At 40.9% G+C, this 18,165-nt stretch carries 20 protein-coding genes and 1 riboswitch; of the genes, 5 read left to right on the top strand and 15 right to left on the bottom strand.

Features of this window, described 5'->3' with window-relative positions; all coding sequences use genetic code 11:
* Positions 1–78: 78 nt before the first annotated feature.
* The 4 genes from stoA to NSQ09_RS13410 form a co-directional block, all read right to left on the bottom strand.
* Positions 79–576 carry a sporulation thiol-disulfide oxidoreductase StoA gene (stoA, locus tag NSQ09_RS13425; protein ID WP_017695056.1) on the bottom strand — a complete coding sequence of 166 codons (498 nt, stop codon included), beginning with the start codon at positions 574–576 and terminating at the stop codon, positions 79–81.
* 50 nt (positions 577–626) lie between these two features.
* Positions 627–1,964: a sporulation protein YkvU gene (gene ykvU, locus NSQ09_RS13420; protein WP_041337667.1), complete on the bottom strand. Its 1,338-nt coding sequence runs from the start codon at positions 1,962–1,964 to the stop codon at positions 627–629.
* 117 nt (positions 1,965–2,081) lie between these two features.
* Positions 2,082–2,708 (bottom strand): cell wall hydrolase, encoded by a 627-nt coding sequence (locus NSQ09_RS13415; protein ID WP_003232442.1) that lies wholly within the window; start codon positions 2,706–2,708, stop codon positions 2,082–2,084.
* A gap of 298 nt (positions 2,709–3,006) precedes the next feature.
* Positions 3,007–3,201, bottom strand: a complete 195-nt coding sequence (locus NSQ09_RS13410) for a hypothetical protein (protein ID WP_003218622.1) — start codon at positions 3,199–3,201, stop codon at positions 3,007–3,009.
* Positions 3,202–3,366: 165 nt separating this feature from the next.
* Between NSQ09_RS13410 and NSQ09_RS13405 the strand changes: the two genes are divergently transcribed.
* Complete coding sequence (locus NSQ09_RS13405) at positions 3,367–3,552, top strand: YkvS family protein (protein WP_003232446.1); 186 nt, start codon at positions 3,367–3,369, stop codon at positions 3,550–3,552.
* A 121-nt stretch (positions 3,553–3,673) separates the two neighbouring features.
* On the opposite strand, the gene NSQ09_RS13400 is transcribed toward NSQ09_RS13405, so the two are convergent.
* From NSQ09_RS13400 to NSQ09_RS13380, 5 genes are all read right to left on the bottom strand, one after another.
* Complete coding sequence (locus NSQ09_RS13400) at positions 3,674–3,964, bottom strand: YkvR family protein (protein ID WP_015252208.1); 291 nt, start codon at positions 3,962–3,964, stop codon at positions 3,674–3,676.
* 733 nt (positions 3,965–4,697) lie between these two features.
* Entirely contained in the window at positions 4,698–5,633 is a 936-nt protein-coding gene (locus NSQ09_RS13395; protein WP_041052606.1) for a glycosyl hydrolase family 18 protein, read from the bottom strand.
* A gap of 96 nt (positions 5,634–5,729) precedes the next feature.
* Positions 5,730–5,957 (bottom strand): LysM peptidoglycan-binding domain-containing protein, encoded by a 228-nt coding sequence (locus NSQ09_RS13390; RefSeq protein ID WP_017695061.1) that lies wholly within the window; start codon positions 5,955–5,957, stop codon positions 5,730–5,732.
* Positions 5,958–5,972: 15 nt separating this feature from the next.
* On the bottom strand, positions 5,973–7,172 hold the full coding sequence (ykvP, locus tag NSQ09_RS13385) for a spore protein YkvP (protein WP_161985959.1): 1,200 nt from the start codon (positions 7,170–7,172) through the stop codon (positions 5,973–5,975).
* Positions 7,173–7,655: 483 nt separating this feature from the next.
* The gene (locus NSQ09_RS13380) at positions 7,656–8,402 is read right to left on the bottom strand and encodes an SDR family NAD(P)-dependent oxidoreductase (RefSeq protein WP_341031674.1); all 747 of its coding nucleotides are present in this window, start codon (positions 8,400–8,402) and stop codon (positions 7,656–7,658) included.
* Between the two features lie 168 nt (positions 8,403–8,570).
* Here NSQ09_RS13380 and NSQ09_RS13375 point away from each other — a divergent pair, with 168 nt between their 5' ends.
* A complete protein-coding gene (locus NSQ09_RS13375; protein ID WP_003245808.1) occupies positions 8,571–8,927 on the top strand; it encodes a winged helix-turn-helix transcriptional regulator in 357 nt (118 codons plus the stop codon).
* A gap of 581 nt (positions 8,928–9,508) precedes the next feature.
* On the opposite strand, the gene queF is transcribed toward NSQ09_RS13375, so the two are convergent.
* The 5 genes from queF to NSQ09_RS13350 form a co-directional block, all read right to left on the bottom strand.
* Positions 9,509–10,006, bottom strand: a complete 498-nt coding sequence (gene queF / locus NSQ09_RS13370; protein ID WP_003218613.1) for a preQ(1) synthase — start codon at positions 10,004–10,006, stop codon at positions 9,509–9,511.
* A 17-nt stretch (positions 10,007–10,023) separates the two neighbouring features.
* Positions 10,024–10,755, bottom strand: coding sequence for a 7-carboxy-7-deazaguanine synthase QueE (queE, locus tag NSQ09_RS13365; protein WP_017695063.1), 732 nt, complete (start codon positions 10,753–10,755; stop codon positions 10,024–10,026).
* Positions 10,748–11,197, bottom strand: a complete 450-nt coding sequence (gene queD, locus NSQ09_RS13360) for a 6-carboxytetrahydropterin synthase QueD (protein ID WP_072557172.1) — start codon at positions 11,195–11,197, stop codon at positions 10,748–10,750. Before queD ends, queE begins: the two co-directional genes overlap by 8 nt.
* Positions 11,190–11,849 carry a 7-cyano-7-deazaguanine synthase QueC gene (queC, locus tag NSQ09_RS13355; protein WP_003232465.1) on the bottom strand — a complete coding sequence of 220 codons (660 nt, stop codon included), beginning with the start codon at positions 11,847–11,849 and terminating at the stop codon, positions 11,190–11,192. Before queC ends, queD begins: the two co-directional genes overlap by 8 nt.
* Before the next feature lie 129 nt (positions 11,850–11,978).
* Positions 11,979–12,023, bottom strand: a riboswitch (PreQ1 riboswitch).
* Between the two features lie 138 nt (positions 12,024–12,161).
* The gene (locus NSQ09_RS13350; RefSeq protein ID WP_041333462.1) at positions 12,162–13,205 is read right to left on the bottom strand and encodes a YkvI family membrane protein; all 1,044 of its coding nucleotides are present in this window, start codon (positions 13,203–13,205) and stop codon (positions 12,162–12,164) included.
* A gap of 365 nt (positions 13,206–13,570) precedes the next feature.
* Here NSQ09_RS13350 and clpE point away from each other — a divergent pair, with 365 nt between their 5' ends.
* From clpE to motB, 3 genes are all read left to right on the top strand, one after another.
* Positions 13,571–15,670, top strand: coding sequence for an ATP-dependent protease ATP-binding subunit ClpE (gene clpE, locus NSQ09_RS13345; RefSeq protein ID WP_041333459.1), 2,100 nt, complete (start codon positions 13,571–13,573; stop codon positions 15,668–15,670).
* A gap of 383 nt (positions 15,671–16,053) precedes the next feature.
* Positions 16,054–16,863, top strand: a complete 810-nt coding sequence (gene motA, locus NSQ09_RS13340) for a flagellar motor stator protein MotA (protein WP_041351229.1) — start codon at positions 16,054–16,056, stop codon at positions 16,861–16,863.
* A complete protein-coding gene (gene motB, locus NSQ09_RS13335) occupies positions 16,838–17,620 on the top strand; it encodes a flagellar motor protein MotB (RefSeq protein ID WP_017695066.1) in 783 nt (260 codons plus the stop codon). Before motA ends, motB begins: the two co-directional genes overlap by 26 nt.
* Before the next feature lie 39 nt (positions 17,621–17,659).
* Here the strand turns inward: motB and mhqR are convergent, their stop codons facing one another.
* Positions 17,660–18,097 carry a MarR family transcriptional regulator MhqR gene (mhqR, locus tag NSQ09_RS13330; RefSeq protein WP_003232475.1) on the bottom strand — a complete coding sequence of 146 codons (438 nt, stop codon included), beginning with the start codon at positions 18,095–18,097 and terminating at the stop codon, positions 17,660–17,662.
* Positions 18,098–18,165 lie beyond the last annotated feature (68 nt).

Genomic DNA, 18,165 nt, shown 5'->3' with positions numbered 1-18,165 from the left:
TTCTTTTTGATAATAATTATCATTAATGTTTATTCACTTCTTCTCTATATGAAAAAAGCTGAGAGTCTATGCTCTCAGCTATTCTTCCGTCCATTCCTTCAGTTGTTCAGCTGTCATCGGGCCAATTTTTGTTTTTTCAATTTCTCCCTTTTCATTCAGCAAAAATGATGTTGGGATCGTAATGATATGATACTCCTTCATCAATTCCCCTTTTGAGTCAAGGACAATCGGGAACGTCAGCTTGTTTGCTTTAATAAAGTCTTCAACGACTTGCTGATTTTGTTCCGAATTCACTAAATTCACCGTTACCAGCTTTACACTGTCGGATGGATGTGCATCATAAAACGATTGAAACTGGGGAAGCTCCTTTTTGCAGGGCGGACACCATGACGTCCAAAAATGGAGAATTGTTTTTTGCCCTTTATTCGGAATCGAGATGTCCTCCCCTTCTATCGTTTTCATAAGAAAAACAGCGGGTACAGCAGGCTGTTTTTCCTCAGCTTGTGCCGCACATGGAAACCATGCAATCAACCCTAATAACATAATGTATATAGTAACTAAGCGCTTCGTCAACATGGAATCTTCCTTTCATGCTTTTCAATTAGCTTGCCCCTGCAGTTCCTATATCATCCTTCAATTCGCGGCGTTCTGGTCCCTCCCGTAAGGAATACGGATACCTTCAATGCTTTGCAGATCGTGGCATAGTGCAGGCTCGTCAAAAGAATCATGCCAGTGTTCATTCCAAGGATAATCCCGAGCATTTGCAGATTCTCCATTGATCCCAGTACATACATCATACTTAGCGCAATGATATGGCTCCATACATTGTGATAAAAAGCCTCTTTCACAAAACCCATCCCGATTAAGCACGCCTGCAGCGGCATGACAAACAGATGAAAGAGAAAGTAAGGCCACAACAGCTGCAAATAATACTGCGCTTCAGGAGAGTGAAAAAACAAATGCGTGAGAGGTCCCGCAAACTGGAACATGACCCAGACGGCAGGTATACCGTAACCTAATGTAATGAAAATCGACTGCTTCAGCCTTTTTAACACGATGTCATACTGAGAAAGTGCATAAGCTTCCGAAATACTCGGTATCATGACGACCATTAACGAATGGGCAATAAAAGCAGGGAACGACCCTATCGTCACAGCCACTCCTGCCAGCATTCCGTATTGATCGATCGCCGCTGTCCCGGCAACGCCCGCAGCCAAAAGAGCTCCTTTTACTAAAAAGGGTTCAATTGCATTGACAACCGCATGAAAAATACGCAGTCCTGTTGTAGGAATTGAAACAGCAAGCAGTCTTTTCCTTACATCCTTTCCGCGCAAATGAATGTGCTGCTGGCCGGATAACGCCCGCCTTGCCATGATAAATTGTGAATATAAATAAACAAGCACGACCACATCACTCACGACTAGAACAAACAAGGAAATCAGCACAGCCATGTCCAATTCAAATGAGTACCATTGAAAAAAGAGGAATAAGCACAAGAGCTGGATGATTTTTTTCAGCACATTGGCAATTGCGATCTTCCCCATTTTCTGCACACCCATAAAGTAGCCCCTGGCGATTGAAGTAAAGGCGACAACAGGAATTAAGCCGATGACAATCCCTTTAATAAACGGGTGGTATGTATCAAATACCGGAATAAACGGAAGCGCAATACTAGCGGCGGCAGTAGAAAAAGCAGTAAAAATGGCTGTCATTCTGAAAGCGTGCCTCAGCATGCTTTCATGAAGCTTAGGATTTGACTCGGCAATGAATTTAGAAATGGATATCGGCAGTTCCAGGCTCGCGATGACAATAATTAAAAAGATCGTGGGCAAAATACTCATGTAAAGCCCCATCCCATGCTCGCCAAGCTCCCGCGCCAAAATCATATTGACGACAAATTCAAGGCATTCAGCGAAAAAGGCGGCAATGGATAAAAGAATGATCCCTTTCACAAATCGATTCATGATGTCTCTCCTTGTCTCTTGTACTACCAACATCATATGAGACAAGTTCAAAAATTATTTTATTTTTACTCTTTATATGAAAAAAAGCACAGCTGAGACAAATTGTCTCTTCTATGCTTAGACGGCAAAAACGTGTCTGCCGATTTTTTCTACGATTTTTCTTGAACGAATCCAATTATCTGACGCTGTTTTCGGATTATAAAAGAATATGGCATCTGTTTCTCTATTTTTTGAGGACAGCGCTTCTTCGGCAGCTTCAATCGATTCTTTATCAGGCTTTTGGTTAATGCTCCCGTTTGCGACCGGTTCAAAGGCGTTTTTCTGATAAATAACTCCTCTTATCGTATCAGGAAAACCTTTTTTCTCCGTCCTGTTCAGTACAACGCTTGCTACAGCGACCTTGCCTTTATATGATTCTCCTTTGGCCTCTGCGTGAACGAGACGGGACAGCAACTCTTTTTCAGACTGTGTATATGTTTCTTTCTCATCATTTGTTTTGTCCGGTTTATCTTTCTCTTTCTTTTCAGTGTGTGCTGATAGCTTAATCGGTTTTATTTTCTTGTCTTTATCAGCAGACAGTGAAGGGAAAGATTCATTCGTATTTCGATCTATATGTGTAAGCCATTTCGCTTCTTCATGTTTTGTCTTCTTTGCGCTCAGTAGTGAAGCTTGTGTATGCTCAATTTTGGCTGCAGGCATGAAACAAAGAAGAAAAACAGCCAGAGCAGTGAATTTCGTTGTCATACAGTTTCCTCCTTAAAGTGCTCCAAAAAACACTTCATAACCTTAACAAGAGATCCATTCATTTTCACGGAAAAAGATTTTCCAACTTTCCCAAGGAGGTATCAGGATGGAATAAAGAGGATGACTCACTGCTTAATGGCAAAAAAACAGTCTGAAATTCTATAAATATTGTTAAATTAAAACATGTTTATCCATCTTTGGCACTTTACATTTTATTTACACCTGTTACAGACAGCTGTAATAAAAGGCTTGTGTTCTGTCATATATGATAAAAAGGTTTCTCACGTATGAGAAACCTTCAGCTTCTTGGCTGTTCTAAGTATTGAAAGATAACATCTCCGCCTTGCTGGGCAATTCCTCGGAAATGTTTAAAATCATCTTGTTTAGATAACACGGCCCTGAAATCAAGAAAATGCTCTTTCTGGACTCTCAGTTCGTTTATGGCGCCGGTGCGCAGCTGTTCAATCATTTCTGTTATTTCTTCGGGACGCAACAAAAATTCCCCCCTTTTCTTTCTATTGACGAAAATCAATATATCATCTTTATAGCGACAGGACAATTCATAAGGGAGATAAAACTCCTTATCGCTTTACTTCTCAATGAAAATACTGCAAAATACTTTCAAAAGGCATTATTATGTTTAAAGGAGAGGAAGCTTGTGAAAATCGCTAAGGTTGGGAATGTCATTGAATTTAAAAACGGATTAACCGGTGTTGTTGAAAAAGTAAATGAGAATTCTGTTATCGTTGATGTGACGATCATGGATAACTATCGGGATCTTGAGTTAGATTCATTGACAGTTGTTAATCATAAAAATTATAAGATCATCAGAGACTCCTATTAAAACCTCCTTATTTCCACATTTATTCAAAAAACTGCAAGACGGACAATTTAACACCTTACATATGAAATTCGCTACTCTCAAAAGCTGCCGGCCGGCAGCTTTTTTACATAAAAAACACCGATCATGAATCGGCGTTTTTGTCTATTTCCGTTATTTCTATATAGAACTCGCTGACGGCCCCTGGTTCGTACAGGTTGGTCAATGATGTTGAATAATTTGTCATTTCCCCCCGGAAGGCAAGACCGCGTTCCGGAACCTCGACATTAAACGTTTTTTCATACAACAGGACAGCGATATCATGGTAAGTCTCACTCGTAACGTTTAAGGTAAATGCAATTTTTCGCTTCGGCTCGCTCTCCTCTTGATATGCAGCCATTTCTAACGTTACATTGTTTAACCGCAATGTCTTCACTTCATATCACTCCTTTATAGTCCATGCATCTTAGCATACCTTAGCGAATGTTTACAATGAATCTGTTCTTAACGGTTATATGAACCAATTCATTCGAAAAGACATCTTTACAAACATACGTTCGTTAAATTATAATAAAACAGACGAGCTGCCATCCAGCATCCCGTCTTTTCATTAGAAAGTGGCGAGTGGAATTCCCCCCGGATTCGCTCGTCTTTTTTATGTAAAAACCGCCTCATTTCTAAGGAGAAACTATATGGTCGATTATCAACAAGTCATGTTTCACCATGCGTACCTTGGCGCCTTGAATTTCTCCATCCTTTAATGAGAGCGGTCAATCAATTCTCATCATGTTTTTTTAGATAAACCAGCATCCATTCAGGAAGTATATGAGTGTATGTTTTTAAAGTTCTAGTTATTCGTGCGCTTCCATATCGATCCTGAACAATTCTGAATGAAATGCGATAACCCTGCTATCAAGTAGCATGTGTATGACTTGAATCATGGAAGCAGAATAAATTCAACACATCCGTAATTACTTGAAATGCGTACTATAACATAAGTTTGAATGTGTATTTCAAGCCCAATGTAATGCCTCGTATAGAACATTCCGGGAGAAGGGCCTATGGAATGCCCTCACTGTTTTACCCGCACCCGTAATAAACTCCTTTCAGTATGTCCATTTAGAGATTCATTGCAATTATCTTCGAATTTTGTTCTGAACTATAAATCATTATATATTTTTAAACACTGTATTCCAGACTGACACATCTTCTTGCCCAAGACTCCAGCTGCCAAGACCTTTCAGATTATATTTTTGAGCGAGTTTTATTTTTGCTCTGAGTGACTGTTCATTTTCAAACCATAATGTATATGTTCCCGAAGGCAACGGCCCCTTGTTATCGTGATTGACAGTAAAAATAGCTTTTGGAGATTGACTCTTGGTGTCAAAAATAATTGTCCCGCTATGCCTTTTTACTAAGGAGTCAACAAGGTAAAGGGGAATGGCTTGAGAGGCAGATTGGCCTTCCATCCAGCAGCGGCCATAGAATGGCAATCCTAAAACTAGTTTTTGAGGAGAGATTTTTTGGGTCAGAACATATTGAATGGACTTTTCCACCCATCCTACACTTGCGGTAGGCCCAGCAAGGCGGCTTTCATCATAGGCCATAACCATAAGATAATCTGCATATTTAGCTAAATACTCGTAATCATATGATCCGTGCCAGCCCTTCGTCCAGCCAAAAGGATTTGCCGCCACTGCAACTGATACTTCTTTATGTCTAGGAATACTTTTCCTCACTAATCTAATAAAATCTGTAAATAGATTCCGATCTTTTTCTGTAAGGTTTTCTATATCGATATTAACTCCGTCCAAATCCAGTTCTTCTATTGCATGAGAAATTTGTTTAGCTAAAAGAACTCGGTTCATTAATGCAAATCGTCCCAAATCCTGATCCCAATGATTGCTTAGAAAAGGAACTACTTTTAATTTTCTTCTATGAAGAGCTTTAATCACATCGGGATTAGCTGAACGGAGAAGTAATGATCTATCTTTTCTGATATAGAAAAAATCAGGAGACACAACATTTAATACTCCGTTCGTTTGATCAACGTGTTGAATAAAATCCCATCCTAATCCAGAATAGTAATAGCTCATTTGAAACATCTCATAACCCCTTCATCCCCAAAAATATCAAGTGCCCCACAAATAAAAAAATGAGGATTGTCATTTCAATTTGATTCGTTTCCGAAACCTCAAAGATTACCTTTCTCTTATCTTTATAATTTGTCCAGGATAAATTCTATCTGAAGAAAGCTTATTAAGATTCATAAGTTGTTGTACCGGAATTTTAAAGGATTTGGCAATCGTCCATAATGTATCGCCGGATTCCACATGATACACTTCGTATGTTACGGGAAATTCCATATAACGAGGCGTTCTTTTTACTTTATTCGCTTGATTTCTTATTTTAGGTATTTTCCCCTTCATTCATATTACTCTCCTTTAGAATAATTTGTTATTAATATTTCTAAACAGTTTCTCTCTAATCTTAATGATTTGTCCAGCATATATTTGATCTGATTTGAAATGATTAAGCTCCATGAGTTGCTGCAGGGAAACATTATACTTCCTGGAAATTATTGATAATGTTTCACCGGGAGTAACATGATGGATCACGTATTTTTCTTTGAGAACATCTACATAATGAATGGTTTCCCCTAAGTTTCTTATAATTCCTCTGCTTTTTAGCACCTCAAGCATTCTCTCGGCTCTATGCCGATAGGAATCATTCTTTACAGCCTTTTTACCGTTTATCTGAATCTTTTTTCTCTCGCTATCATGATTCAAATAGTATTTAACCTTTTCCAAAGTTTCTTTTGGGGAGGAAGAAACGATGAGATCGCGGCCAGGTTTGAATTTATCTCGAACTGCTGGTGTATCCGATGTCAATAAAAACCCCCCGGAACCAAGAATCTCATAGGTGCGTTGCGTAAGTTGGCTTTCACAGTTTTGCAAACCGATAACGACTTTTGCTGAACTGTAAACTTTATATGCTTCAGTATAATCAAGGTATCCATGGATCCAATTGGGGGGAATTTCTCTTCCTATATATTTACTCATTTTTTCCCAATTTCTCCCCCAAAAATCAATGCGAATACCTTTCCGTATAAGAGGACGAATAAGCGTTTTTAAAGAGGACGAACGGAACACTTCCGGATGTTCTTCAAGAAAATTAGGGTAAGCATTAGCCACCACTGCTATATCACAACTGTATTTCGCTAATGGTTTAATCTGGTGATGTATACTTTCGTGAAATGCAAAGTCTAAGTGAGCTGCTTTAATCCCCATGCTTTCATAAGTTTTACACAGAGAAGGCGTAACCGTGAAAACAAAATCCGGTTTCATCTTTTTAATTAACGGGATAGTAAAGTTTTGAGTGTGCAGCGGGTCTTCAGTTGCCCAATAAACGAGAGGGATATTCACCTTTTTAGTAGCGTTGCGAATCCAGGCCTGCTTTTCCCTTGAATGCTCTGGTGTCCATCCCATAGATACTATTAGATCTGGTTTAAATTCGTCTATCATTTCAGTTATATTTTCCCGACTTACAGGACCGGAAATCATTACGGTATGTCCTGCTTCCCTAAACCCATTCGGTAAACCATAGAGCCACATGGGATGACTCTCAAGGAAAAGAATTTTCACACATTTCCATCCTCTCTTTCACTTTTTAATGTCTACTTTATTGGTATGTATATGTAATATAACTTGTCGCGGTACTAGTCTATAAAAAACGTTCAGGTGTGAGATCACGAGATAGCTTGTGTGGGATGCCCCACAAAAAAAGAAAGCAACCTACAACATATTTTCCTATGTGGTTATTCAGGACATAAGGATTCCTTTAAATATTTTTAAAAGTATTAGAATACAAGGACAGGGATATTATTATTTTTTATTAAAAGTCAAGAGCCCCCGTTACTTTAAGTACATTTATTCACAGTGTAATCTTTTTTACAGGTCATTTAGTGGTAGCCCCAGGAAAATGCGAATTTACAACGTTAATCAAATTCAAACATAAAAAAGTCGAATTCCCTGTCCTTTAAGGAAAACGACTTTTTTATACGACTTCTTCAAGTAAATCCCCATTAACCTTTTTTGGGGACTATTTGTAATCTCTGCGCAGTGAAATTATACCTGTGCTAGCCCGCCATCTACGAACAATTCAACACCCGTCAAGTAACTGCTTTCGTCTGAAGCAAGGAAAGATACAGCGTTTGCTACTTCTTCAGGTGTCCCAACTTTTCCAGCTGGAACAGTATTTCTGCTATTTTCCAGTACCTCTTCAAGTGCATCACCAAAAAGCTCATCGTAGGCAGGTGTAAGAATACCTCCTGGACTAACCACATTTACACGGATTTCAGTACCTTTTAGGTCAAGAATCCAGTTGCGAACCAGTGCTCTTAATGCTGCTTTAGATGCTCCATATACACTAAACGCTGGGTTGCCAATTGATCCAGCAGTAGAGCCCGTTACAATAATAGAACCTACTTTGTCCGGGAATAGTGATAACGCTTTTTGAACAGTAAAGATGGTTCCTTTAACGTTAATGTCGAACGTTCTATCAACCTGCTCTTCAGTAATTTCACCTAATGGAAGGAAGTTGCCGATGCCTGCATTAGCAAAAAGAATGTCCAACTTACCTTTTTCCTGCTTTATAATGTCATATAGTCTGTCTAAGTCTTCAAGCTTAGAAATATCACCTTGAACACCGGTTACGTTCTTGCCAATTTGGTTAACAGCTTTATCAAGTTCGTTTTGTCTACGTCCCGTGATATAAACATATGCACCTTCGTTTACAAATTTTTGTGCTGTAGCAAGACCAATCCCACTTGTTCCACCCGTTACAAGCGCTATTTTACCTTCAAATTTACCCATACTTAACACTCCTTTAGAATTAATATTATTTTATGTCTAGTACCTTTAAGTACTTGAAGAACAACTTACAAGATATAGTATCCTTCAGTAAGCACATTATCGGAAGTACCCACTTTTTTGTAATATAGTAACTAAAAAGTAATAAATGTGGAATGGAGAGCTTTAGACATGAAAAAATTTAGCTGTGGGTTTGAAGTGACAAAGGAAGTTATTGGCGGAAAATGGAAAGGCCTTGTATTATACTTTTTAATGAATGGACCAAAGAGAACGAGTGAATTAAAGCGCATTATCCCAAATATAACTCAGAAAATGCTGATTCAAACACTTAGAGAGCTTGAAGCCAGTGGACTTGTGAGCAGAAAGATGTATAATCAAGTACCGCCGAAGGTTGAATATTCATCCACTGAACTTGGAGAATCTCTTAAACCTATCTTGCAGGAGCTCTGTCAATGGGGAGGCTATTATGCGGAGCAAGAGTATGCAGAAGGTGAATATGAAATTGTACAACCAGAACAACTAAGTTAGGATTGATGTAGCTGCTGGAGTAAATGCTAAACAACTTCAATACCATCACCTAACAGATGAAGAACTGTCAGAAATAAATGAGATATTCAATTTTGAAAGTGAAGTTCTAATAAGAAGTGTCATCGACTATATTCAGGAGAACTTTGATGAAATTCAAAAAAGAGCTGTTTCAAATGTTAAAGAGAAGGTTCAGAAACTTAGCCAAAAAATAAATGAAGATATTGATAATAATATTTAATGCCTATGATCTCTAGATAGGCATATTTTCTTTCGGATAAAAAAGAAAAGACGTACAAATTGTACGCCTTAATCTGCTTCTGTACTATCAATTTTTCACTGCATAAAAGTCACAGTTCAGGTTGCACCTCAGGTCACACTTTTTAATACAATTCCCATGAGTAGAGCCATTTTCAGGTGTGACTTTTCCCACTTTTATTGAGCTTAGTGCGGGTCACACTCCGGTCACTTCGGGTCACACTTCGCTGTGACCAGGTCACATTTCCGCTGAAAATTAACGCTGAATGTTCGGATTTTACTGTGACTCCACTTCCTTTTACACTCCGTATCACACAACGGAATAATTAACGATTATCAATTGTCTCCGGATACAAATCATGGTTCATCATACGGTATTCGGCCATTTTCTCATACTTCGTGCCAGGCTTTCCGTAGTTTGTGTACGGGTCAATGGAAATTCCGCCTCTTGGCGTGAATTTGCCCCATACTTCGATGTAGCGCGGGTCCATTAATTCGATCAAGTCATTCATGATGATGTTCATGCAGTCCTCGTGGAAGTCACCATGGTTTCTGAAGCTGAATAGATACAGCTTTAATGATTTGCTTTCAACCATTTTTTCATCAGGAATGTAGCTGATGTAGATTGTCGCAAAGTCAGGCTGTCCTGTTTTAGGACATAAAGATGTGAATTCCGGACAATTGAATTTTACAAAGTAATCACGGTTTACATGTTTATTCGGGAAGGATTCCAGCACGTCCGGTGCATATTCGAACAAATAATTTGTACCTTGGTTGCCTAGCAATGTTACACCTTCTAATTCTGATTCTTTTCTTGTCGTCATGTTCATCTTCCTTTCTATTATACTCCGCGTTTGTTGCCCCATAACAGGGTGTGCAGCTGCGGGAGCACTCTTACGAGATTCAGCTCCGCATCGACAGCTACCTTATCAACAAGCGCTTCATATTTCCCAAGCAAATGTGTAATCAGTGACTGATCATCTGTCGTATGCACGTCATCATTTCCGACTTGTAAATAAAACGGGATTCCCGGATACCGCTTGTGCACCATTTTGGCAAATTCCAGATCTTCATCATTAAAGATGACAACCTTCAAGCTGACAGCATGCTGTCTATCATTCTCTTGAAGTGAAGTTAAAATGTGGTCAAGCTTTTGAAAGTTCGTTACCATTTTTGAGCTTGGCGGTTTTGGAGAAATTGTCAGGTCATCAATCAGCGTAAACCAATCCTGATAAACGGTCCCTTGAGTTTCAAGCGCTGCACGGATGTTATTTTCCTTCAGCAGTTCAATAAAAGCATCCAGCTGTTTTAACAGGGCCGGGTTGCCGCCTGAGATCGTCACATGAGAAAACGCGTCTCCGCCAATGTCCTTAAGCTCCGCAAAAATCTCCTCCGCCGTCATCCAGCGAATATCTTTTTTAGCAGACCCGTCCCAAGTGAAGGCGGAGTCACACCAGCTGCAGGAATAATCACAGCCGGCTGTCCGGACGAACATCGTTTTCTGTCCGATCACCATGCCTTCTCCTTGAATTGTCGGGCCGAAAATTTCTAATACAGGAATTCCTTTAGCCATTCAAACCACCCTTCTTCGGACGGTAGACACAGTAGCTTGTCGGTGTTTCACGGACAAACACCTGTACACAGGTCGGCTTATTCTCCAAAGTGTCTAAATAAGCCTGTACGTTGTCATAAATCGTTTTCGCCACGACTTCAGTTGTCGGCAGCGAATACCGGTCGTCCTGAGAAAAATCTTCATGATCATTTAATAGCGTGTGATCATAGTTTCCGTGCACCAGTTTTTTGAGTACGCTGAAATTGACAAGAAAGCCTGAATCGTCAAGTTCGTCGCCGGCAACGGTTATATTTACGGTATACGTATGTCCGTGAACCCTGCTGCACGCCCCCGCACTTTCCCGAGGGATAAAATGAGCGGCTGAGATATGCATGTCCTTATTCAGTTCAAACGAATAAGGATGCTGGGCCTGCGGATAAATTTGAGATAACAAGTTATGCACGCTCTCCTTTCATCATCATATATTCTTCATAACCTTTTGAACGAAGATGACATGCCGGACATTCGCCGCAGCCGTCTGCGATGATGCCGTTATAGCATGTCAGCGTGTTGTTTTTCACAAACTCCAGCGCGCCAAGCTCATCTGCAAGCTTCCACGTTTCCGCCTTATTGAGCCACATGAGAGGCGTGTGGATCACAAACGGCTTCTCCATTGCCAGATTTACCGTGACATTGCAAGATTTCACGAATTCGTCACGGCAGTCAGGATAACCACTGAAGTCTGTCTCGCAAACTCCTGTAATAATGTGGCGCGCGCCAATTTGGTAAGCCAGGATAGACGCAAAGGATAAGAATACCAAATTGCGGCCAGGGACGAATGTGGATGGCAGTTCTCCGTCTTTTACTTCTATCTCAATATCATTTCTTGTCAGGGCATTTGGTGCAAGCTGATTTAAAAGTGACATATCAAGCAAATGATTTTTCACACCAAGCTTTTCCGCAATGGATTTAGCCACTTCAATTTCCTGCGAATGTCGCTGATTATAATGAAAAGTCACCGTTTCGACTTCTTCGAATTCTTTTAAGGCCCACAATAAGCATGTTGTGCTGTCTTGACCGCCGCTAAATACGACAATTGCTTTTTCTTTTTTCATGATTCCTCTCCTTCTCCGCAATAAAAACGTCGGCGAGAGACATCGCTACAGCTAATTCACGCAAAAAAACACCTTTTTTCGGAAGGTGCTCTAGAAAAACATAAAAAAGGCCGTATCCAAGGATACAGCTCGTCCTTAGTTTTTTATAGAGGGTGTAGCTAGAACCTCTCCCGCATATCGCACGGATTTTCTTCAATTTTTTCACTTCTGCTATCTTACCATAATGATGTTTTTCTTGACAATAAAAAAGTCAGTCCCCGGTTCCTAGATCAATTATCGCTCTATAGTGACGGTTCGTTTCATTATATATATTTATAAACTGCGCCGCCGAGGAGCTTTTTTGCAAAGCAAAACGCCTATGAAGGCCAGGCTCACATAGCCAAACAAGGGATAAATCGTTGAAATAAGCCTGCCGTACCCTATTTGGCTCGTAATATAAGCCGTGATCATAATGGCTGCAAAGATATATTTGCTTTTCACTGGAAGAAAGCTTTGCACTTGTTTTTCTAATCCATATAGATTACCGATAACTGATGTGAACACTTCTCCGAAAATAATGAGTAAATAAATCAAATGGACAGATCGTGCAAAGAGATAAACCACTTGCGCCATCGGTATATCATACAAAAATACATCCGGAAGAGTTGACAAAGACAGAAAACTCCCGGACAGCACAATCGTCAGCATCGTGCCTCCGATTAAAGCGCCTTTTTTGATCACTTTCTCCGAGGACATTTCATTCGCCAGCGGAACCAAAACTGCTTGGGCAAGCGATAAATTCAAAGCCCCGTAAGAAAAGGCTGATAACAGCCAATCCCATCGATGCGGCCAGACCCACTGAGCTGCGTTTCGTGATTCGCTGAATATAAAAGAGTCGGCCACCACAATCATTGAAAAGAGGATTAAAAGGGGAACAACAAACACATTGACACCGAAAATGCCTTTTACTCCTCTAGTCATCACAATTAAGCTCAGACCGATTGTAATAAGCATCCCAATCTGAGCGGACATCCCCAATTGTTCCTCAAAAAGCGCCCCTGCTCCTGAAAGCATGACAGATGTAACTCCGAGGAGAACAAACAGCATAAATACATTGATAATCCGCCCAGCCGCCGCCCCGAACAAAAAGATGTTCATTTCTTGGTATGACTTGGCATTGATTCGCTTTGAAATGATCATCAGCTTGGCGCCCAGAAACGTAAACATTCCGCCGCTGACGAGAATGCCGAATAAACCGAACCAGCCGAACTTCAGAAAAAACTCAACAATTTCCCTCCCAGTCGCAAATCCAGCTCCGACTACTGTGCCGACATACACAAAAGCAAGCTGACTTGCAGACCCTTTTGATTGTTCCATTTCTTCCCTCCAAACGAACCGCAGTTTTGTCCATATATGCCTTTTTATAACCTATGAGACAAGTTCCTTGAAAAGACGAAGAAAACATGTTTTACTTTGTAACAAATCAAAAATTTTTTGTGCATAAGACTTGAAAGTCAAAGATAGTCAGAGTATACTATTAATCAAAGTTGGTCAAACAAACCGGCCTTTTTTAAAAACCAATTGGTCAAAGATAGTCAAATATTCAGTCTGCTTTGAGCATATTGGTTTGAATGCCGTTAAGTTTGCCGTATACTAATAGTCAAAGAAGGTCAAATCCAATAGACCTTTTTATTCACTTTCATTGGTCAAAGAAGATCAAATTATTAAGGAGGTTTTGGCAAATGCGTTGTCAACATTGTCATCAAAACGAGGCGACGATTCGCCTTAACATGCAAATAAATTCCGTTCATAAACAGATGGTTCTTTGTGAAACTTGCTATAACGAACTGACCCGTAAACCTTCAATGAGTATGGGTCCTCAATCTTTCGGATTTCCGTTTGAACAGGCATTCCAGCCGAAAGAAAAGAGCGCAGCAAAACAAAGCGGAAAAAAAGGGCTGCTTGATGAGCTGGCTCAAAATATTACAAACGGTGCAAAAGCCGGTCTCATTGACCCCGTCATCGGCCGTGATGATGAAGTGGCGCGAGTGATCGAAATTCTAAACCGCCGGAACAAAAACAATCCGGTTCTTATTGGTGAGCCGGGTGTAGGGAAAACTGCCATCGCTGAAGGGCTCGCTTTAAAAATTGCTGAAGGTGATGTTCCAAACAAACTGAAAAACAAAGAGCTATATTTGCTTGATGTTGCATCCCTTGTTGCAAACACAGGGATCAGAGGCCAATTTGAGGAGAGAATGAAACAGCTGATCACTGAGCTGAAGGAACGAAAAAATGTCATTCTGTTCATTGATGAAATTCACCTTCTCGTCGGCGCAGGCTCTGCAGAAGGATCAATGGACGCCGGCAACATTCTCAAACCGGCCCTAGCCAGAGGCGAACTGCAGGTCATTGGCGCGACAACACTGAAAGAATATCGTCAAATCGAAAAAGATGCCGCGCTGGAAAGACGTTTTCAGCCTGTCATGGTGCAGGAGCCTTCAATTGAACAGGCTATCCTCATTCTGCAAGGGATTAAAGACAAATACGAGGCATACCATGGCGTAACATTCAGTGATGAAGCAATCAAAGCGTGTGTCACTTTATCATCCCGCTACATTCAGGACAGACACCTGCCGGATAAAGCAATTGATTTATTAGATGAAGCAGGTTCAAAAGCCAACCTGTTAATTGATGAACTGAATGATGAGGATGCCGCTGAACGCTTAACTGCAATTGAAGCCGAAAAAACAAAAGCCCTGGAAGAAGAAAATTACGAACTGGCGGCAAAACTCCGTGATGAAGAACTCGCATTGGAGAAAAAACTGAACAGCTCCTCCGCTCATACCGCTATCACTGTGGAAGCTGAGCACATTCAGGAAATTGTTGAACAAAAAACAGGCATCCCTGTCGGCAAACTGCAGGCAGACGAACAAACGAAAATGAAAGAACTCGAAGCAAAACTTCATGAACGCGTGATTGGACAAGAAGCCGCTGTTCAAAAAGTGGCAAAGGCGGTAAGACGAAGCCGCGCCGGTTTAAAATCCAAAAACAGACCAGTCGGCTCCTTCCTCTTCGTCGGTCCTACCGGCGTAGGGAAAACAGAGCTTTCTAAAACACTGGCAGATGAATTATTCGGCACAAAAGACGCTATTATCCGACTCGATATGAGCGAATACATGGAGAAACACGCCGTATCTAAAATTATCGGTTCACCGCCTGGATATGTCGGCCATGAGGAAGCTGGGCAATTAACTGAGAAAGTGCGCCGCAATCCTTACAGCATTGTGTTGCTGGATGAGATTGAAAAAGCACACCCAGACGTTCAGCATATGTTCCTGCAAATTATGGAGGATGGCCGTCTGACAGACAGCCAAGGCAGAACTGTAAGCTTCAAAGACACAGTGATCATCATGACAAGTAATGCGGGTGCTGGTGAGAAACAAACGAAAGTCGGTTTCCAATCAGATGACAGTGTCATCGAAGAACAAACATTGATTGATTCACTGAGCATGTTCTTTAAACCTGAGTTCCTCAACCGTTTTGACAGCATTATTGAGTTCCGCTCATTGGAAAAAGAACATCTTGTCAAAATCGTCAGCCTTCTTCTTGGAGAACTTGAAGAAACATTGGCTGAACGGGGCATTAGCTTGAATGTGACAGATGAAGCGAAAGAAAAAATCGCTGAGCTGGGCTACCACCCTTCATTCGGTGCACGTCCGCTTAGAAGAACCATCCAAGAATGGGTTGAGGATGAAATGACCGATCTGCTGCTTGATAATGGCGAGATCACAAGTTTTCACGTGATTTTAGAAGATGACAAAATCAAAGTTCGAGCGAAATAACAATCAGCGGTTTCCTTTTAGGAAGCCGCTTTTTTTATGCTTTCATACTCTTGACTTAGAAATTACCGTCCCTTCTCCTGAAGCGCTACTTCCCTTCATCCTTTACACTTTTTTTAAGGAGGGATGGAACATGTTTATATACAGTGAATATGTATTTCTACTATTATATGAATACCATCTGAAGGACAGCTTGCAAGCAAGCTGCTAATTTCAGTAGACCCCCGGGCTTTTCAATTTTGGAGAGCCCGTTTTTGTTTATTTCTCCCTTCTATGCCTCTTCCTTGAATATTTCATGAACAAATTCACAATGTCCCTAAAGTTCCGGGCACCAAAACCGATATTAACCATAGACAAGCTAGTAAAAAAGGATTTGGTGAAAAACTATGGATAAAACTTCGTTAATCGGTATTATTCTTGCTTTTGTGGCATTGAGCGTCGGGATGGTTCTGAAAGGCGTCAGTTTCAGCGCCCTTGCAAACCCCGCTGCCATTTTAATTATTATCGCCGGGACAATCTCAGCAGTCGTTATTGCGTTCCCAACAAAAGAAATTAAAAAAGTGCCTGCGCTGTTTCGAGTGTTATTTAAGGAAAATAAACAGCTCACAATAGAGGAACTCATTCCTATGTTCTCTGAATGGGCTCAGATTGCACGCCGCGAAGGTCTGCTTGCTTTAGAAGCAAGCATTGAGGATGTAGATGATGCTTTCTTGAAAAACGGGCTCAGCATGGCTGTTGACGGGCAAAGCGCGGAATTTATCAGAGATATTATGACAGAGGAAGTCGAAGCAATGGAGGACAGGCACCAAGCCGGAGCCGCTATTTTTACACAAGCGGGAACGTACGCCCCGACACTTGGAGTACTCGGTGCTGTAATCGGGCTGATTGCCGCTCTCTCTCATATGGATAACACAGATGAGCTTGGACACGCCATCAGTGCCGCCTTTGTTGCCACACTTCTCGGTATCTTTACAGGGTATGTGTTATGGCATCCTTTCGCAAATAAATTAAAACGAAAATCAAAACAAGAAGTAAAACTGCGTGAGGTCATGATTGAAGGTGTTTTATCCGTTTTAGAAGGACAAGCACCGAAAGTCATCGAACAAAAGCTTTTAATGTATCTTCCTGCGAAGGACCGCTTGAAATTTGCAGAACAAGGAGAGGCGCAAAATGGCGAGAAAAAAGAAGAAGCATGAGGACGAGCACGTTGATGAATCATGGCTCGTTCCTTACGCCGACATCCTTACTCTTCTCCTGGCATTGTTTATTGTGCTGTACGCGAGCAGCTCGATTGACGCAGCTAAGTTTCAAATGCTCTCAAAATCATTTAATGAAGTTTTTACAGGCAGCACCGGTGTACTGGACTACTCCAGTGTCACTCCTCCTGAAAACGAGTCAGACGGCATCGATGAAGTGAAAAAGGAAAAAGAAGAGAAAGAGAAAAACAAGAAAGAAAAAGAAAAAGCAGCTGATCAAGAAGAACTTGAAAATGTGAAGAGCCAGGTGGAAAAGTTCATCAAAGATAAAAAGCTGGAACATCAGCTGGAGACGAAGATGACTAGTGAAGGCCTTCTGATTACGATTAAAGACAGCATCTTCTTTGATTCTGGAAAAGCGACCATCCGTAAGGAAGATGTGCCGCTTGCAAAAGAGATTTCAAATCTTCTTGTGATTAACCCGCCAAGAAATATCATTATCAGCGGACATACTGATAATATGCCAATTAAAAATTCTGAATTCCAATCAAACTGGCATTTAAGCGTCATGAGAGCGGTAAACTTTATGGGGCTCCTGATTGAAAACCCCAAGCTCGATGCAAAAGTGTTCAGCGCCAAGGGTTATGGCGAGTATAAACCGGTGGCTTCCAATAAAACTGCGGAAGGCCGAAGCAAAAACCGGCGGGTTGAAGTTCTCATTTTGCCAAGAGGCGCAGCGGAAACGAATGAAAAATAGCAAAAAAGGAAGCCTTGTGACATATCAGGCTTCCTTTTTTTACTTATTATGAAACTGTTTTGCGTTTAATCCTACTCTTTTTAACATTTCGGTGCACATCTCTACCTCTTCTTCGCTTAATACGCTGATCATTTCATCAATTTCAGCAGCGTGATCAGGGAAAATATCGTTCAAAAGACCGATTCCTTTTTCAGTAATTTGCGCAAATGTCACTCGTCTGTCTGTAGGAGACGCTTTCCGAATGAGAAGTTCTTTTTGCTCCAGCTTATCTACAACGTATGTGATGCTCCCGCTAGCCAAGAGAATTTTATCCCCTATCTGCTGCAGCGGCTGATCGCCTTTATGGTACAAAAGCTCTAGCACAGCAAATTCAGTCGGATTCAGCCCATGCTTATGAATATGCTTATTCATATGATCGTTAATAGACCGATACGCGCGCGACAGCACGATAAATAACTTCAGTGATTTTTCTGTCATGTCTCAATCATCCTTTTAGAAACCGTTACAGAGAAACATTAATAAACAAAGACCAAAATGTCAATAAA

Source organism: Bacillus sp. FSL W8-1202, assembly GCF_038006165.1.
In the GTDB taxonomy this organism is placed as follows: Bacteria; Bacillota; Bacilli; order Bacillales; family Bacillaceae; genus Bacillus; species Bacillus subtilis.
Note: the sequence above shows the minus strand (reverse complement) of the source record. Positions and strands in the feature narration are given on the sequence as shown.

Coding starts and splice junctions, on each gene's coding strand:
- stoA (WP_017695056.1), bottom strand. CDS start 576: ATGTTGACGAAGCGCTTAGTTACTATATACATTATGTTATTAGGGTTG.
- ykvU (WP_041337667.1), bottom strand. CDS start 1,964: ATGAATCGATTTGTGAAAGGGATCATTCTTTTATCCATTGCCGCCTTT.
- NSQ09_RS13415 (WP_003232442.1), bottom strand. CDS start 2,708: ATGACAACGAAATTCACTGCTCTGGCTGTTTTTCTTCTTTGTTTCATG.
- NSQ09_RS13395 (WP_041052606.1), bottom strand. CDS start 5,633: ATGTTTCAAATGAGCTATTACTATTCTGGATTAGGATGGGATTTTATT.
- NSQ09_RS13390 (WP_017695061.1), bottom strand. CDS start 5,957: ATGAAGGGGAAAATACCTAAAATAAGAAATCAAGCGAATAAAGTAAAA.
- NSQ09_RS13380 (WP_341031674.1), bottom strand. CDS start 8,402: ATGGGTAAATTTGAAGGTAAAATAGCGCTTGTAACGGGTGGAACAAGT.
- NSQ09_RS13375 (WP_003245808.1), top strand. CDS start 8,571: ATGAAAAAATTTAGCTGTGGGTTTGAAGTGACAAAGGAAGTTATTGGC.
- queF (WP_003218613.1), bottom strand. CDS start 10,006: ATGACGACAAGAAAAGAATCAGAATTAGAAGGTGTAACATTGCTAGGC.
- queE (WP_017695063.1), bottom strand. CDS start 10,755: ATGGCTAAAGGAATTCCTGTATTAGAAATTTTCGGCCCGACAATTCAA.
- queC (WP_003232465.1), bottom strand. CDS start 11,849: ATGAAAAAAGAAAAAGCAATTGTCGTATTTAGCGGCGGTCAAGACAGC.
- NSQ09_RS13350 (WP_041333462.1), bottom strand. CDS start 13,205: ATGGAACAATCAAAAGGGTCTGCAAGTCAGCTTGCTTTTGTGTATGTC.
- clpE (WP_041333459.1), top strand. CDS start 13,571: ATGCGTTGTCAACATTGTCATCAAAACGAGGCGACGATTCGCCTTAAC.
- motA (WP_041351229.1), top strand. CDS start 16,054: ATGGATAAAACTTCGTTAATCGGTATTATTCTTGCTTTTGTGGCATTG.
- motB (WP_017695066.1), top strand. CDS start 16,838: ATGGCGAGAAAAAAGAAGAAGCATGAGGACGAGCACGTTGATGAATCA.
- mhqR (WP_003232475.1), bottom strand. CDS start 18,097: ATGACAGAAAAATCACTGAAGTTATTTATCGTGCTGTCGCGCGCGTAT.